This is a genomic window from Pseudomaricurvus sp. ABR4_320 (assembly GCF_056159445.1).
In genome coordinates, this window is the sequence record NZ_JBSWVF010000002.1 from 134,630 (window position 1) to 151,154 (window position 16,525).

Annotated in this window: 12 protein-coding genes; 9 read left to right on the forward strand and 3 right to left on the reverse strand. The window is 52.0% G+C overall.

Annotation, left to right across the window (positions count from 1 at the left end; genetic code table 11):
* The first annotated feature begins 120 nt into the window (after window positions 1-120).
* From ACXAFR_RS03900 to ACXAFR_RS03930, 7 genes are all read left to right on the forward strand, one after another.
* Window positions 121-1,125 (forward strand): TRAP transporter substrate-binding protein, encoded by a 1,005-nt coding sequence (locus tag ACXAFR_RS03900; protein WP_475172168.1) that lies wholly within the window; start codon window positions 121-123, stop codon window positions 1,123-1,125.
* A complete protein-coding gene (locus ACXAFR_RS03905) occupies window positions 1,125-1,640 on the forward strand; it encodes a TRAP transporter small permease (protein ID WP_475172171.1) in 516 nt (171 codons plus the stop codon). Before ACXAFR_RS03900 ends, ACXAFR_RS03905 begins: the two co-directional genes overlap by 1 nt.
* Complete coding sequence (locus tag ACXAFR_RS03910; protein WP_475172173.1) at window positions 1,637-2,932, forward strand: TRAP transporter large permease; 1,296 nt, start codon at window positions 1,637-1,639, stop codon at window positions 2,930-2,932. The genes ACXAFR_RS03905 and ACXAFR_RS03910 overlap by 4 nt, the downstream gene beginning before the upstream one ends.
* 18 nt (window positions 2,933-2,950) lie before the next feature.
* Window positions 2,951-3,901: a sugar kinase gene (locus tag ACXAFR_RS03915; protein WP_475172174.1), complete on the forward strand. Its 951-nt coding sequence runs from the start codon at window positions 2,951-2,953 to the stop codon at window positions 3,899-3,901.
* Window positions 3,902-5,365, forward strand: coding sequence for a glycoside hydrolase family 28 protein (locus tag ACXAFR_RS03920; protein WP_475172177.1), 1,464 nt, complete (start codon window positions 3,902-3,904; stop codon window positions 5,363-5,365).
* A 71-nt stretch (window positions 5,366-5,436) separates the two neighbouring features.
* The gene (locus ACXAFR_RS03925; protein WP_475172180.1) at window positions 5,437-6,459 is read left to right on the forward strand and encodes a LacI family DNA-binding transcriptional regulator; all 1,023 of its coding nucleotides are present in this window, start codon (window positions 5,437-5,439) and stop codon (window positions 6,457-6,459) included.
* Between the two features lie 48 nt (window positions 6,460-6,507).
* A complete protein-coding gene (locus tag ACXAFR_RS03930; protein ID WP_475172182.1) occupies window positions 6,508-8,040 on the forward strand; it encodes a UxaA family hydrolase in 1,533 nt (510 codons plus the stop codon).
* 36 nt (window positions 8,041-8,076) lie between these two features.
* Here the strand turns inward: ACXAFR_RS03930 and tal are convergent, their stop codons facing one another.
* From tal to xylB, 3 genes are read right to left on the reverse strand one after another with little or no spacing between them, the layout of a single operon-like run.
* Entirely contained in the window at window positions 8,077-9,027 is a 951-nt protein-coding gene (gene tal / locus ACXAFR_RS03935; RefSeq protein ID WP_475172183.1) for a transaldolase, read from the reverse strand.
* A 31-nt stretch (window positions 9,028-9,058) separates the two neighbouring features.
* On the reverse strand, window positions 9,059-10,399 hold the full coding sequence (gene xylA, locus ACXAFR_RS03940) for a xylose isomerase (RefSeq protein WP_475172185.1): 1,341 nt from the start codon (window positions 10,397-10,399) through the stop codon (window positions 9,059-9,061).
* A gap of 56 nt (window positions 10,400-10,455) precedes the next feature.
* The gene (gene xylB, locus ACXAFR_RS03945; RefSeq protein WP_475172187.1) at window positions 10,456-11,949 is read right to left on the reverse strand and encodes a xylulokinase; all 1,494 of its coding nucleotides are present in this window, start codon (window positions 11,947-11,949) and stop codon (window positions 10,456-10,458) included.
* 203 nt (window positions 11,950-12,152) lie between these two features.
* Between xylB and ACXAFR_RS03950 the strand changes: the two genes are divergently transcribed.
* Window positions 12,153-13,226, forward strand: a complete 1,074-nt coding sequence (locus ACXAFR_RS03950) for a LacI family DNA-binding transcriptional regulator (protein WP_475172188.1) — start codon at window positions 12,153-12,155, stop codon at window positions 13,224-13,226.
* A 438-nt stretch (window positions 13,227-13,664) separates the two neighbouring features.
* Complete coding sequence (locus ACXAFR_RS03955; protein WP_475172190.1) at window positions 13,665-16,478, forward strand: TonB-dependent receptor; 2,814 nt, start codon at window positions 13,665-13,667, stop codon at window positions 16,476-16,478.
* Window positions 16,479-16,525: the final 47 nt, after the last annotated feature.

Below are 16,525 nucleotides of genomic sequence, written 5' to 3' on the forward strand. Positions count from 1 at the left end.
TAATCCATTTATGCTACCGGTGGCACAGTGACGCAGGAATGGCGTCACCTGTAATTTACGTGCTCAGCATAATTACAAATGCCGTGATAACTAAAGACATAACGAATCATCGGACACGACATGTTCTTGCAGCTTTCAACTTCTGTTTTCCGGAAAACCCTACAGCGCCTGCTGTTGCCAGTGTTGGCATTGTCGCTTTTTGGCTGCGGTGTCGATGACAGTGTAACCCGGCTCAAACTCGCTCATACTTTAGACCCAACCCATACCGTACACAAGGCGATGGTGTTTATGAAAGAGCGGCTTGAGACTCTTTCTGACGGCGCCATGACGATCGATATCTATCCCAGCGGCCAGCTGGGATCGGAGCGCGAACTGATCGAACTCCTGCAAATCGGCAGCCTTTCCATGACGAAAGTCTCTGCCAGCCCGCTTGAAGGCTTTGTGCCGGAGATGAAGATCTTCAACATCCCCTACTTGTTCCGCGATAAGGACCATTACCAGGCAGTATTGGATTCGGAGATCGGCCACGAGCTTCTGCAATCCTTGTCCTCGGCTCGGTTGTTGGGATTGGGGTATTACGATGCCGGAAGCCGCAGTTTTTATTCCACTCAGCGGCCCATCAATACTCCGGATGATTTAAAAGGACTCAAGATCCGGGTGCAGGAGAGTCAGACTGCCATGCGAATGATTTCGACGCTTGGCGGCAGTCCTACACCGGTTTCCTGGGGAGAGCTCTACACGGCCTTGCAGCAGGGGGTTGTGGATGGCGCGGAAAATAATCCGCCCAGTTTTTATTTGTCGCGCCACTTTGAGGTCGCACCCTATTTCACTTTAGACGAGCACAGTGCAGTCCCCGATTTATTGATCATCAGTGAGTATGTTTGGGATCACCTGGACGATCAGCAGCGCCAGTGGTTGCAGCAAGCTGTCGACGAATCTGTCGCTTTTCAGCGTGAGCAGTGGACCATAGATACGCAAGCAGCTCTTGACGCTGTTGAAGAGGCCGGTGTGGAGATTATTCGTCCCGATAAATCTCTGTTCGCCGATAAAGTTACCGGTATGTTGGCTGCCTATGATGGCACGCCCCTGGGTGACATGATTCATCGGATACAGGAGTACCGTTAATGTTGAGTCGCTGTGTTGCTGTTGTCGATAAAGCGTTCCGTTGGTTTCTGGCGTTACTGATGGGACTGATGGTGCTGTGTGTTACCTGGCAGATTGTTTCCCGGTATGCGCTGGGTGACCCCAGCCAGTGGACGGAAGAGCTGGCACGCTTTCTCTTGATTTGGATTGGCTTGTTGGGCGGCAGTTATGCCTATCACGTCAAAATGCATTTGGGGCTTGATCTCTTAGCTGAGCGCCTGCAGGGCGCTACCCGTCACTGGCATACCATTTTGATTCATCTTTTGGTCATTTTATTTTCGGTGACGGTTTTAATCGGCGGTGGGTTGGTCATTGTTGGGCTGACGGCCGAGCTTAAGCAGTATTCTGCAGCTCTTAATTTGCCCATGTCGTTTGTGTATTCCAGTTTGCCGCTCAGCGGCATCATGCTGACGATCTACGCTGTGCTTGCACTGCTGGAATCGGTAAAGGCGCTACGCGCCGAACAGTCAGGACAGGTCAGTGAGGTGAGACCATGATTGAACTTACGCTTATTGGTGTCTTTGTCCTGCTGTTGGTGCTGGGCGTTCCGGTTGCCTTCGCGATTGGCTTGGCGACGTTGGCTTCGCTGATGCTAACGCTGGACCCCGGTGTTGCTATGGCGACCATTGCGCAACGCATGGTCGGCGGGCTAAACAGCTTTGCTTTGTTGGCCATTCCTCTGTTTATTCTCAGTGGTGTGATTATGGGGCAGGGCGGCATTGCGCGCCGCTTGATTGAGTTTGCCAAATGCCTGGTGGGGATGGTGCCCGGTGGTCTGGCGTTTGTGAATGTCATGTCCTGTACGCTGTTTGGCGCAATTTCTGGCTCTGCTGTGGCTGCCAGTTCTGCGGTGGGCGGCTTTATGCTGCCAGAGATGGAAAAAGACGGTTTCGACCGGAATTTTAGCGCCGCGATTACTGCGACCAGCGCGACCACAGGACTGTTGATTCCTCCCAGCAATATTTTGATCGTCTATGCGATTGCCAGTGGTGGTGTCTCCATTGCCGCCTTGTTTGTGGCGGGCTACTTGCCAGGCATTCTGGTTGCTGGAATGTTGATGTTGGTGTGCGCGGTTCAGGCGCGTCGACACGGCTATCCATCGGCGGGCCGTAAAACACTGCGAGAGACGGCTCGTGCTGGTATCCAGGCGGCGCCGAGTTTGTTTCTGATCGTTGTCGTCATTGGCGGTATTCTCGGCGGTATTTTCACCGCGACCGAAGCCGGTGTCATCGCGGTGCTCTACGCGTTGGCGCTCGCCTGGGGAGCCTACGGAGAAATTTCCCGCAGTGACATTTACCCCATTTTGTTGAAGTCTGCCGAGACAACCGCAATCGTTATGTTGTTGGTCGGGACTTCGGTGGCTATGTCCTGGCTGTTGGCTTACCACAATATTCCAACCCGGGTTGCTGAATTTCTGTTGCAGCTGAGCGACAACCCTCTGTTGATTTTACTGATCATCAACATTGTGCTGTTGTTGGTGGGTTCCTTTATGGACATGACCCCCGCCGTGTTGATCTTTACGCCGATTTTTCTCCCGGTTGCGACACAGTTGGGGATGTCACCCCTGCATTTCGGCATCATGATCGTGTTGAACCTGTCGATTGGGCTTTGTACGCCTCCGGTGGGGAGTGTGCTCTTTGTGAGTTGCGCTATCGCCAAGACGACCATCGTCAATATTATTCGGCCGCTCTTGCCGATGTACGCTGCGATGATTATTGCCTTGCTGTTGGTGACTTATGTGCCCGCAATCAGTGAAGCTTTGCCTGCGTACTTCGGGTTGATCAAATAAGGAAAGGAAGACAGATTCATGTGGAAGATTGCCGCTATCGGTGAATGCATGCTGGAGTTATCCAACCCCGGCGGCCAGCCCTTGCAACGTAATATGCCGCTGCAGTTTTCTTACGGTGGCGACACGCTGAATACTGCTGTGTACTTGACTCGGCAGGGCGTCGCTTGTGCCTATGTGACTGGACTGGGGGATGATCCCTACAGTGACTGGTTGTTAAAGGAATGGGCAGCAGAAAATATCGATACGTCTTTGGTGGAGCGCTTTGCCGGTCGTAACCCTGGTCTCTATATGATTCAGACCGATGATCAGGGGGAGCGCAGTTTCCACTATTGGCGCCAGCAGGCTCCCGCCAGAGATCTGTTCTCCGACGAGACACGTGCAGAGCGTGTGTTTGCCGGGTTGCAGAAGGTTGATTTGGTGTATTTATCCGGCATTACACTGTCGCTGTACAACGAATCAGACTTCGCACGGCTATTGGCTGGTCTACAAGCCTATAAAGCTGCTGGGGGGCGTATTGCCTTCGATGGTAATTACCGCCCCCGTGGCTGGCGTGATGCCTCTGCCGCCCAGCAGGCGTTTTCAACGCTTTGCGGCCTGGCGACCATTGTGCTGCCCACATTCGATGATGAGGCAATGTTGTTTGGCGACACCACGCCCGAGGCAACGGCAGCACGGTTGCACAGTTACGGCGTGGAAGAGGTTGCCGTTAAGGAGGGCGCGAAAGGGGTTTATGTCAGCAGTCCTTCCCAGACAGAATGGGTGTCGACAACACCGGTAGACAAAGTGATCGATTCAACGGCGGCTGGTGATTCTTTTAACGCGGGTTATTTGGGCGCGCGGGCATCAGGGGCATCTCCGGTTATTGCCGCCGCTGCGGGTAATCGTCTCGCCGGGCAGGTGATTCAGCACGCCGGAGCCATCATTCCCGAGTCTGCCATGCCAAATTTGAAGTTCGAGGAGTCTTTGTAAGTGTCTAAGGTTGTTTTTTCCCGGCGTAAACTGGTAGAGGCCATGGGTCTGGTCGCAGTGGGCTCAGTCATCAGTGGCTGTTCAACGAGTGATTCAGAGGGGCCAACAGACGCCGCGATCACGCCCGAGTCTTCTGTGAATTGGTTGAGTGCCGACGATATTCTCGCGCAGACTCAGTTGCCCATTATTGCAGAGCGTGACTTCGCTGTAGAAGAGTTTGGTGCGCAGGCGGATGGATCTACGGATTGTTCAGAGGCGATTGCCGCTGCGATAGCCGCGTGTCATCAAGCCGGTGGTGGGCGTGTGGTGTTGGCCGAAGGCGTTTACCGCAGCGGGCCTATCCACCTGCTCAGCGGTGTGGAACTGCACGTCGGCAGTGGTGCCGAGGTGAGCTTTTACACAGATCCTGAGCGATATCTGCCCGCGGTGTATACTCGCTGGGAAGGTATGGAAATGATGGGCTATTCGCCGCTGATCTATGCCTATCGTCAGTCAGATGTTGCTGTGACAGGGGCTGGTACGCTCAATGGTAATGCCGATGCTGATACCTGGTGGCCCTGGAAAGGCCAGCACAGTGAGCAGGAGTGGAATTACTATCCAGATCAAGATCAAAAAGTCGCGCGGGCCGAGCTTTTCCGGATGGCAGAAGAGGGGGTTCCCGTTGCCGAGCGAGTCTTCGCCGATGGCAGTTTTTTGCGCCCTTCATTTGTCCAATTTTACGAGTGCAAGCGCGTTTTAATTGAAGATATTACGGTAACCGCAGCCCCGTTCTGGCTGTTGCATCCGGTGTTATGCGACGATGTGACCGTTCGTGGTGTTACCTGTTTGAGTCACGGTCCCAATTCTGATGGATGCGATCCGGAATCCTGTAATCGGGTGGTGATTGACAACTGTACGTTTGATACCGGTGATGACTGTATTGCGGTCAAGTCTGGGCGCAATAATGATGGTCGCCGTATCGGTAAGCCCTGTGAAAATATCCTTATCCAGAACTGCACCATGCGCGATGGCCATGGCGGTATTGTCATGGGTAGCGAAATTTCGGGTGGGGTTCGCAATCTCCACGCTCGCAATTGCCAGATGAGCAGTCCAGAGCTTGAAAGAGCCATTCGGATCAAGACCAACGCCGCCCGAGGCGGTCTGATTGAGCATATTCGCTACGACAATATCGAAGTTGGGCATGTGCAGGATGCTATTGTCGTTAATTTTTACTACGAAGAGGGGATAGACGGTGACTTTCCTCCAACCGTTAAGGATGTTGAAATAGACAACCTGAAAGTAGGGCAGGCCGAGCGGGCGTTTGTATTGCGGGGCTTTCCGAATAATCCCGTGCGCGGCTTGACCCTCAATAACTGTATAATTGCCCAGGCGGATGCCATGGGTATCGTAGAAAACGTCAGTGAAGTGCATTTGCACAATGTCAGCATCAATGGTGCAGAGGTGACAACGCTGGCGATGGAGTAACAGCTGAGGCGGTTCCTGACGGCATGAGGCCAGTTGAGTGTAGGAACCGTCTCTAGGATGAGAATTGAAGAATGGCGAATGAACACAAAGGTCCGGCTACTATCAACGATGTTGCCAGGTTGTCGGGAGTATCCAAACGAACCGTCTCGCGGGTGCTCAATAATTCGCCGAAGGTCAACCCGGAAACCCGGGAAAAAATACTTCAGGTCATTGATGAGCTGAATTATTCACCCAGCAAACAGGCGCGCGGGTTGGCATCCAGTCGCTCCTATATGTTGGGTTTGCTCTACGACGAACCCAACGCCGTTGTGATTCACTCGGTACAAAAAGGTATTTTGAGCGTCTGCTCTAAATACGGCTACGAAATGGTTGTACACCCGATCGATTATCAGAGTGAGGTGTTGGTTTCCGAAGTTCTGGGCTTTGTATCTCGTTCCAAGCTCGATGGCCTGATCATTATGCCGCCGATTTCCGGCAGCAATCTGCTGGCAGATGCCTTGGTGGAAAACGAAATTCCCTATGTGCGTTTGGCGGCCAAACAAATTGATGTGCCTGAACGTATCGTCATTTCCGATGATCGTACAGCGATGAAGCAGGTGGCAGATCTGTTTCACGAAAAGAAGCGTCAGCGGGTCGCCATTATTCTGGGGCCCTCTCATCGACTGGCTTCTGCGGAACGATATGAGGGTTTGGCCGATGCTCTGGCGGAGTATGATATTGAGATTCGCAAAGATCTGATCGCAGAGGGCGACTTCAGCTACGAAACCGCCCGCGAGTGCGCACAAAAGCTGCTCGGTGGAGAGAACCCGCCGGACGCTATCTTTGCCAGTAACGATCAGATGGCGATTGCCGCGATGCACACGGCAGAAGATTTGGGTTTGCGAGTCCCGGAAGATTTGATTGTGGTTGGCTACGATGACGAGCCGATGGCCGCTCGATTGCGACCATCGTTGACGACCTTGTCGCGCCCAAATGCGGATATGGCGTGTACTGCTGCAATGAAATTGATCGCGACCATTACCGGTCGTGATGACATGTTGGATGAATTGCCAACACGCTTTGTTCCCCAGTTAATCTGTCGGGAATCCGCTTGATTTCCACCCCTCGCAAGAGGGGATTATGAACCCTCGTTGAGTTGAGTTATGTCCCTTACGCTGAAATTACATGAACAGGATAACGTCTGTATCGCTCGCAGTGATCTGCGGGCTGGCGTGTTGTTGCCGGAGCTGGATGGTGCGGAGGTGGTGACACCTGTGCCGCGCTTTCACAAGGTGGCGACAAGGGATATTGTCGAAGGTGAGGCTGTTCGCAAATACAATCAGGTGATTGGAATTGCTACTCAGGCCATTCGTCAGGGGGAGCACGTTCATACGCAGAACTGTGGAATGCCTGAGACGGGTTTTTCTCGCACGGTGGAGCCACCGGTGGCAGACGAGGTGGTCGCGAAAAATCCTACCGTGTTAGATGCAGGTGATTTTTTCCAAGGCTATCGTCGTCCCTCCGGCAAAGCAGGTACGCGCAACTATATCGGTATTATCACCAGTGTGAATTGTTCGGCGACCGTCGCCAAAATGATCGAACATCACTTTATGCACAGTGGTGAATTGGATCAATTCCCAAACGTTGATGGTGTTATTGCGTTTACCCATGCAACGGGTTGTGGGATGGGTAAAGGCACGGGCTTTGATATTCTAAATCGTGTCTATCGAGGCTATGCCCAGCATCCGAATTTCGCGGGTGTTTTGATGATCGGGCTGGGTTGCGAGGTAATGCAGCTCGGTGATTTCAAGCAGCGAGAAGGCATGACTGAGGACGATGGCTTCCGTACCCTGATCATTCAAAACGAAGGGGGCACTCGCAATACCATTGCTGCCGGTATTGATATTGTGCGGGAGATGATTAAAGCCGCGAACCAGTTACAACGCGAAGCCATACCTGCCAGTGAGCTGGTGGTTGGTTTACAGTGTGGTGGTTCAGACGCACTTTCCGGTATTACGGCGAACCCGTCCTTGGGGGCCGCGGTAGATCTGTTGGTACAGCAGGGTGGTACAGGTATTTTGTCAGAGACGCCGGAAATTTACGGCGCCGAGCATTTGCTTTTACAGCGAGCGAGAACCCCAGAAGTTGCTCAGGGGCTCAATGATCGAATTGCCTGGTGGTTGGATTACACCAGTAAAAACGGTGCTGAACTCAACAACAATCCATCCCCTGGTAATAAAGCGGGCGGATTGACGACGATTCTGGAAAAGTCCTTGGGGGCACAGGCGAAAGGCGGAACGACCACGCTCAATGGTGTGTTTGAATATGCAGCCGAACTCAAAGAGCGCGGTCTGGTGATTATGGACAGTCCGGGCTACGATCCGGTATCTGTGACGGGGCAAATGGCTTCTGGTGCCAATTTGATCTGTTTTACCACGGGGCGCGGTTCGGCCTTTGGGTCCAAACCGGCACCGTGTTTGAAGTTAGCCACCAATACACCTCTGTACGACAGCATGCGTGAAGATATGGACCTGAATTGCGGCCAGGTGTTTGATGGCGATCTTTCTGTCGCCGAGTGTGGCCGTTTAATTTATCAGGAGTTTCTGGATATCGCCTCCGGCAAGCGCTCCAAAAGTGAAATGCTGGACTACGGCAATCACGAATTTTTACCCTGGCAAATTGGTGCTGTGGTCTGATCGAAAGAGTGTGTGCAGGGTAGCCCCCTGCACAGGTTAAACGTCGGCTAAAAACGCTTTTAATGTCTGCTCGTCTTTGTAAAATCCACGAATGCCTTCCGTTAGCTTCTCTGTCGCCATGGCATCCTGATTCATTTGCCATAAAAATTCAGATTCATCGATGTCGTATTTTTCACCGCAGATGAGTGGCGCTTTTGCGTCCAGCTTTATTTCTACCTTGGTTTCGCTTGACGACAATTCTTCCAGTAGCGCCGGGCTAATGGTGAGTTGATCGCAGCCTGCAAGAGCAATCAGCTGTTCGGTATTGCGAAAGCTGGCCCCCATGACGATGGTTTTATATTGGTGTTCCTTGTAGTAGTTGAAGATTCGGGCAACCGACTGAACACCGGGATCTTCTTCAGGGGGGTAGTAGCTGCGCCCGGTTTCCTTCTTGTACCAATCCAGAATACGACCGACAAACGGTGAAATGAGATACACGCCGGCCTCAGCGCAGGCCAGCGCCTGAGCAAAGCCGAATAACAGCGTCATGTTGCATTGGATGTTCTCTGCTTCGAGCACGCGCGCCGCTTCTATGCCTTGCCAGGTTGCCGCGGTTTTGATCAGAACACGATTCCCAGGAATCCCCGCTGCGTCATAGTGGCCAATAATTCTGTGAGCACTGGCGATGATCGCGTCTTTATCATAGGAGTGCCTGGCGCTCACCTCCGTAGATACCCGGCCGGGAATGTGCTGCAAAATTTCACAGCCAATCGCGACAGACAATTTCTCCACACAGGCATCGAGTTGACTTTGCGAATCGCCGGCTTGCTGTCGACTCCAGTTGACGGTTTCTTCGATCAGGGGTCGATAGGTGGGTAACTGTGCTGCTTTGAGCAGCAGCGACGGATTGGTGGTGGCATCCACCGGTTGATAAGCTTTGATTGCCTCGAAGTCGCCGGTATCGGCGACCACTTTCGAGAGCTGCTTTAGTTGACTTAGCGCATCCATATTCATTCGTTTGTCGATGACCTCGTTAGGGTTATCGGTAGATGTGGTTGTTGATCAGATTCTCGATCAACTCTTGTCTGCCGCTGGTGACTTTAGGGGTGCCGGTATTGCTGGCGTGATCGCGTAAATCCGCCAGCGTCAGGGCTTTTTCTTCGAAGGCTTTGCCTGGGCCAGTATCGAAGCTGGCATAACGATCGCGGACTCGTTGCGTTAAATCGGAATTATTGAGAATGTCTGATGCGACCAGGAGACCTTTTGCGAAGGCGTCCATGCCACCGATATGAGCAATAAACATATCTTCCAGATCGGTGGATTCGCGGCGAACCTTGGCGTCAAAATTTAATCCGCCACCCTTTAATCCACCGTTGGCGAGAATCACCATCATGCCTTGTACGGTATCGTAGAGGTCGGTAGGAAATTGGTCCGTGTCCCAGCCATTTTGCGGGTTGCCGCGATTGGCATCGACAGAGCCTAGCATGTCGGCGTCGGCGCACATTTGCAGTTCGTGCGCAAAGGTATGCCCCGCCAGTGTTGCGTGGTTGGCCTCGATATTTAATTTAAAATCTTTATCGAGTCCGTAATGACGGAGAAAACCGATAACGGTTTGGGCATCGGCATCATACTGGTGGTACATGGGCTCCATAGGCTTGGGCTCGATGAGGAAGTTGCCGGTAAACCCGATGGAGCGCCCATAATCGCGAGCCATGGTCAGAAACTGAGCCATATGATCCAGCTCTCTGGCGGTATTGGTATTAAACAGATAGGCATAACCCTCGCGACCGCCCCAGAAAACATAGTTTTCGCCGCCAAGTGCCACGGTGGCATCCAGCGCCGCTTTCACTTGTGCTCCGGCGTGAGCGACGATATTAAAGTCAGGGTTGGTCGATGCGCCGTTCATATAGCGAGGATGTGAGAAGACGTTAGCCGTACCCCACAACAGGCCGATGTTGGTGGCATCCTGTCGCACTTTCGCGAGTTCGGTCATGTGCTGTAGATAGGTTTCACTTTCGCTGACGCTGTTGCCCTCTGGGGCCAGGTCACGATCGTGAAAGCAGTAGTAGGGCACGCCCAATTTTGAGAAAAACTCAAAGGCGGCATCCAGTTTGTGCTCTGCTGCAGTCAGCGGGTTGCTGCTTTCTTTCCAAGGCTGTAAACGGGTGCCTGGGCCAAAGGGGTCGGCGCCGTCCGCGCAGAAACTGTGCCAGTAGCAAACGGCAAACCGCAGATGGTCGCGCATGGTTTTGCCGTCGACCAGGCGTGATTCGTCATACACCTTGAACGACAGTGGGTTGTCGGACTCAGGGCCTTCAAAGGGAATGCTGGATATGCTAGGAAAATATTCGTGGTCGCCAATAAACAGTTTCGTTTTCATAGGAATTTTTATCTCAATACGTCGTGGACTTTAAGCGATATCGATCAACGGATCGATCAATGATAAAAGGCTCGCACATGGGGCAGGGCGTTCAGAAAATTGGCGTAGCCTTGTTGGTAAATTTCTTTATGTTGCGGGTTAGGTTCAATTCGTAAAAACTGACTGGAATCGATATGGGCATTGGTGATATCGACCAATTCCAGTTCTGGATGCTTCTGTTTTTGAAGTACCCAGAGGGCTTGTAGAGCGGCGCCAAAACAGGCGCCTTCGGAATCCAAGGGAACGTCGACGGGCAACTGGCAGATGTCGGCGACCATCTGCCGCCAGACTTGGCTACGGGCACCACCTCCGGTTAATGTGATGGCCTCTGTGGCAACGCCCAGCTCACGTAATTTTTCTACGCCTCGATAAATGGAGTAGGTGGATCCTTCCATGGTGGCTCTCAATAGATGAGCTGGCTGTGTGTTTAAGCGACTCATTCCGAACATGGTGCCGCGGGCTTGCGGTAAGTTGGGGGTGCGCTCGCCCGCAAAAAAAGGTATGACCAGCAGACCATCAGATGTCGGGGGAACCTCCGCGAGTTGATGGTCAATTTCAGCAAGCGGCATGCCCAGGGCATTGCGAATAAGTTCTGTGCCCAAGGTGCAGTTCATGGTACACAGCAGTGGTAGCCAGCCACCTGTTGAGCTGCAAAATGCAGCGATCTCGCCCTCGGGATCGACAATGGGTGAATCACTGTAGCTAAATAGAGTGCCGGAACTGCCAAGGCTCATGGTTACCCGACCTGGAATAACCGCTCCTGTGCCAATGGCGCCCATCATGTTGTCACCACCGCCTACAGCGACAGGAATACCTGCGGGCAAACCAAAATTTTCAGCAAATTCTTTACTGGTTTCACCGATAAATTCGTGTGGTTCAATCAGGGGCGGCAGGCAACTGCTCATATCACGATCAGAATCCAGGGCATCGAGTACCTGTTTGCTCCATGTGCGAGAGCGGACATCGAGGAGACCTGTGCCGGAGGCATCTCCATATTCCATGGCGTACTCGCCGGTAAGCACAAAATTTAAATAATCGTGAGGCAGTAAAATGTGGGCCAGGCGTTGATAGTTTTCGGGCTCGTGTTCTTTTAGCCAAAGAACTTTCGGAAGCGTATAGCCGGTGAGAACCGGATTACCGGTAGCGGCGATCGCGGCCTCTTTGCCGCCCAGTCGTTGCTCCAGCTCACTGGCTTCTGCTTGGGTGGAGGTGTCACACCAGAGTTTAACGGGACGAATAACCTTGTGCTCGGCATCCAGGGCGACCAGACCGTGCTGCTGACCGGAGACGCCGATTGCGGCGATTGTAGATTTGATCGAGTCAGGCAATTCTGCGCAACAGGTTTTTAGCGCCAGCAACCAGTCACCAGCCTCTTGCTCGGCAGTGCCGTCGTCGCGCTGATGCACATCCAGAGGGGCGGTAGCGCTCGCTACACAATGCTTGGATTCAAAGTCATAGCACAGCAGTTTGAGACTTTGGGTGCCGAGGTCGATGCCGAGTACGGTTTTCATGATATGCGGGTGCCTGGATGTTGCGTTATCTTTATCTGTAATTTGGTAGCGCTACCATTTAAACGTCTTTGCACGTCTTCTGCAAGTGCATTTTTCATCGGTAAGTGGTACTTTTCTGCCGCCATGACGCGAGTGATTGTATTCGATTACAATGCCGCCCAGTTTTTGATATTGACAGTCTTAACGCGAGGTCTTCTTTACCGGTGAAACGCAGTTCTGACAAAGAGTCCGGTGGGAAAGGTGGCAGACGTCGGCATTCTGGCCCCACCATCACGGACGTTGCTAAAAAAGCCGGTGTATCCCCCATGACGGTGTCCCGGGTCATCAATGGTGAGCGGGTGAGGGACGATAAAAAACGACTCGTCAATGCCGCCATTGCAACCTTGGGGTATGCGCCCAATCAGGCGGCTAGAAATCTCGCCGGTGCCGCAGTGCAACGAATTGCACTTCTGTACAACAATCCCAGTTCTGCGTATTTAAGCGAGCTTCTGCTGGGCAGCCTGGAGCAGGCGCAACGTAAGCAGGTGCAGCTTATTGTCGAAAAGTGCGAGGATGGCGAGGCTGCCGAAGGCAGTGTGAGGCGTTTGATTGATGCCGGAATCGATGGTGTTATCTTGCCGCCTCCGTTGTCGGACTCGAGCATTATCTACGATCTCTTATCCCAGAGTGGAACACCGGTCGTGGCAGTTGCCGGTGGCGGTACGGCAGACGTTTGTTCCGTTGTTGGCATCAACGATTATGTTGCGGCTCAGGATATGACCCGTCATCTTCTGTCATTGGGGCATCGAAAAATCGGTTTTATCCAGGGGAATCTCAATCAGGTTGCAAGCGCACAACGTCTTCAGGGGTTTGTCGATGCCCTGGGGGAAGCTGGAGTAAGACTCTCCAAACACTTGGTGGCACAGGGTGATTTTACCTATCGATCTGGACTTTTGGCGGCCGAAAAACTGCTCGGCCGGGCGAGGATGCCGACGGCCATTTTCGCGAGCAATGATGATATGGCCGCTGCAACTGTCGCCGCTGCGCATCGTTTGCACCTGGATGTCCCTACAGATCTTACGGTTTGCGGGTTTGATGATACCGCTGTGGCCACCATTGTTTGGCCGGAATTAACCACCATTCGCCAGCCCATCTCAGAAATTTCTCAAGTTGCGGTCGATCTCTTGCTAGATAAAATCCGCCAGGTTGCGGCTGGAGGAAAGGCAAAAAACCGCTTGGTGACCTTAGAGCATCGATTGGTGCAGCGCTCTAGCGATGGTATTCCTCCGCAACGTTAGTATCCCCACTTGTGACAAATACGCTTTATAGGCACGCATGGTGACTCAATGCTGCATACCCGCTGCATTGAGGCTACTGCTCGGTGTATTCATTTATTTTAACGGGGAAATTTATTGGGGTGCTCACGTTTTATTCCGTGTGGGTTGATAAATTTTTTCGTTCGCTGACGAATAAATGTTGACGTTAGTGATCGTCAGGCGTTAATGTTTTTAATATTATATTGGTAGCGCTACCATTTTAGGTTGGATCGTGAGTTGGTGTGTTAAGTAAACTCATGGAGTGGTCAGCGTGCTGTTGCCTATAAAACAAATAAAGAGGCGGTTCTACGATTTTTGCTGGTCTAATCAGCGTTTCTGCCAGATGTTCATTCAATAACAATAACCCCCTGATTCTGTGGTATCGAATCAATGTAGAGTCACCAATGGAAGGAGAGTCTCATGTTTTTCCACAATCCCTGTCGACCATTTCAGCGTCTTCGTTATCCTAAAAAAATATTATCTGTCGTTATTGCTGCGACACTGGCACCCACTTTTGTCTGGGCTGCTGATGAAAATTCCGATATGCCCTCGGATGACGTCGACGCTCCTGAGCTAATGGAAGAAGTTAGTGTTACTGGTTTTCGGCGCAGTTTGGATAAAGCAATATCCATAAAAAAGGAAAGTACAGGCGTTGTCGATGTGATTGTCGCAGAAGATATCGCAAAATTTCCTGATACCAACCTGGCAGAATCGTTACAGCGTGTTCCCGGTGTGTCCATCACTCGTGAAAGGGGCGAGGGACGCCAGATTTCGGTGCGGGGTCTGGGGGCAGATTTTACTCGCGTCAGAATTAACGGAATGGAGGCGCAGGCTGCAACCGAGGGTAATTCTACCCGCGGTTTTGATTTTAACGTCTTTGCATCCGAACTTTTTAATAGCATCACTGTGCGTAAAACATCCTCCGCCAATGTTGATGAGGGTTCTCTTGGTGCTACGGTCGATCTTCAAACTGGGCGCCCATTTGATTATGACGATTTTACCGTTGGTACGTCTGTTCAGGGTGGCTTTAATGGCCAATCTGAAGAATTTACGCCACGGGCAGCGTTCCTAATCAGTAATACCTTTGCGGATGGAAAGCTTGGTGCGCTGTTTTCGGCAGCTTACTCTGAGCGTACGGTCGATCAAGTCGGTGACAGTTCCGGGGTCTATTATGGCGGCGATTTTGCCGGTGGATTTTGCGATCCGGCTGATATTGCCGGGCGTTGCTATGGCGAAGCTCAGCCGGCAGGTTACACAGTTGCAGAGATCAATAATCCCGATGTTTATGTGCCAAGATTTCCACGATCTGTATATCAATCGACGGAACAAGAGCGGCTGGGTTTAACCGCGGCCTTCCAATTTTCACCGTCGGATCAAACGCTTCTGAACCTCGATGTTCTCTATTCAGATCTGGATGTATCGCGTCGGGAAAAATATGTTCAAGGTGTCTTTTACAGTGATCAACCGGGTATTGTTGTTCGGGATGTCGCTTTTCAGGGAAGCAACATGGTGGCGGGCACCATGGATAATGTCGATCTTCGTACTGAAAACATGCTGGATGAATCCAATACAAAGTATACCCAGGTTACTTTTTCTGGCGACCACCAATTCTCGGATCGCTTCTCTCTTTCTGGGCTGGCAGGGTATGCAAAATCTGATTTCAGTAACCCCATAGAAACCACCGTGCAAATGGATTCTTACGACTCACAGGGATTTACCTTTGATGCAACTGGCGGGGCGGGGGAGCTCGACGTTGCTTATGGTACGGACGTCAATGATCCCGATACCTGGTACGTTGGCCCTCCCATCACCCTGGAGGATGGTTCTACCGTGGCGCCCGAGATTCGCCTGAATCCAAGTTGGACAGAATATACAGAAGAGACACTGCAATTTGACACGGAGTTTATTGCCACCGATAGCATCAGTGTGCTGGTGGGAGTTCAATACAAGCGTTTCAATTTCAATAGCTTTGCACGCCGGACGTTGAGCACGCAAATTCAACCGGAATTACCCGAAGGTGTCTCTATTGCTGATATCAGCGAATCCTACACTGGGCCGGATGGTGTGACCTGGCTGCTGCCAAGTATCAGCGGTTTTGATGAGGTGTTCGGAATTTACAGCAATACCGGTGATTTCACGATGTACGCGGAGGAGAGCGGCAGTGCGCGAGGATTAATACGCGAGGTCGAAGAGGAAGACACCGGTGCCTATCTGCAGGTGAATTTCTTTAAAGAAATTGCCGGTATGGAGCTGCGCGGTGACGTCGGCATTCGCTATGTGAAAACGGATCAGTGGTCAGATGGATTTGTACAGAGCGGCGACAACTATCAGCGTGTTGCCGAAAGTCGTACTTACGATAATTGGCTACCAGCATTGAACCTTGTTCTGGCGCCCAGTGATGAGCTGTTGTTTCGTTTCAGTACGGCCAAAGTAATGACTCGCCCGACGCTGGGATCCGTCTCCCCGAATACCTCGATTTCCACGGGGGATGGAGTGGCCTATGTCTCTAGCGGTAATCCGGATTTGGATCCGATACAGGCAACAACCTATGACCTGTCCGTTGAGTGGTATCCCGTTGCTGAAACAATGGTTGCGCTAGGGCTCTTCTATAAAGACATAGATACCTACACGCAAACATTGACTCAGACAGGGTTGTCGTTTGCCGATACCGGACTGGATCCTAGTGCACTGGAGGGAACCGGCGCGTCAACGGACGATGTCTTTCAGGTATCTCAGCCGGTCAATACAGAGGGTGGGCCTCTCAAAGGCGTTGAAGTCGGTTTGCAACAACCTCTGGGAGTAATGGCAGATTGGCTGGATGGTTTTGGCATCTTATTGAACTACACCTATGTGGATTCTGAGATCGATTATTTGGTGGGTGGGGACCCGGATAACACGGTAACAGGCCCGCTGCTGGGGTTGTCGAAAAATGCCTACAACGCAACCCTCTACTATGAAAAATACAATTGGTCTGTGCGGGTATCTGGCGCTTATCGCAGTCGCTATACGCGAGGCATTCCGGGTCCATCCAATCAGGATATCTGGGGAACAGACGAAACCTTTAACGTCGATGCGTCTATTGCTTACGATTTTGATGATCACCTTTCTGTCTCGTTGGAGGGCATTAATTTGACCGATGAGGCGACAAGCTGGTATTCCGATTCCTCTCAGCGTTGGCAAGATTACTATCAGACGGGGCCGGAAATTCTATTGGGATTGCGTTATCGCTATTGAGGCGGATTTTGCTGCGTGGCTAACGCCAGCAGAGTGCCGTTGTGTTG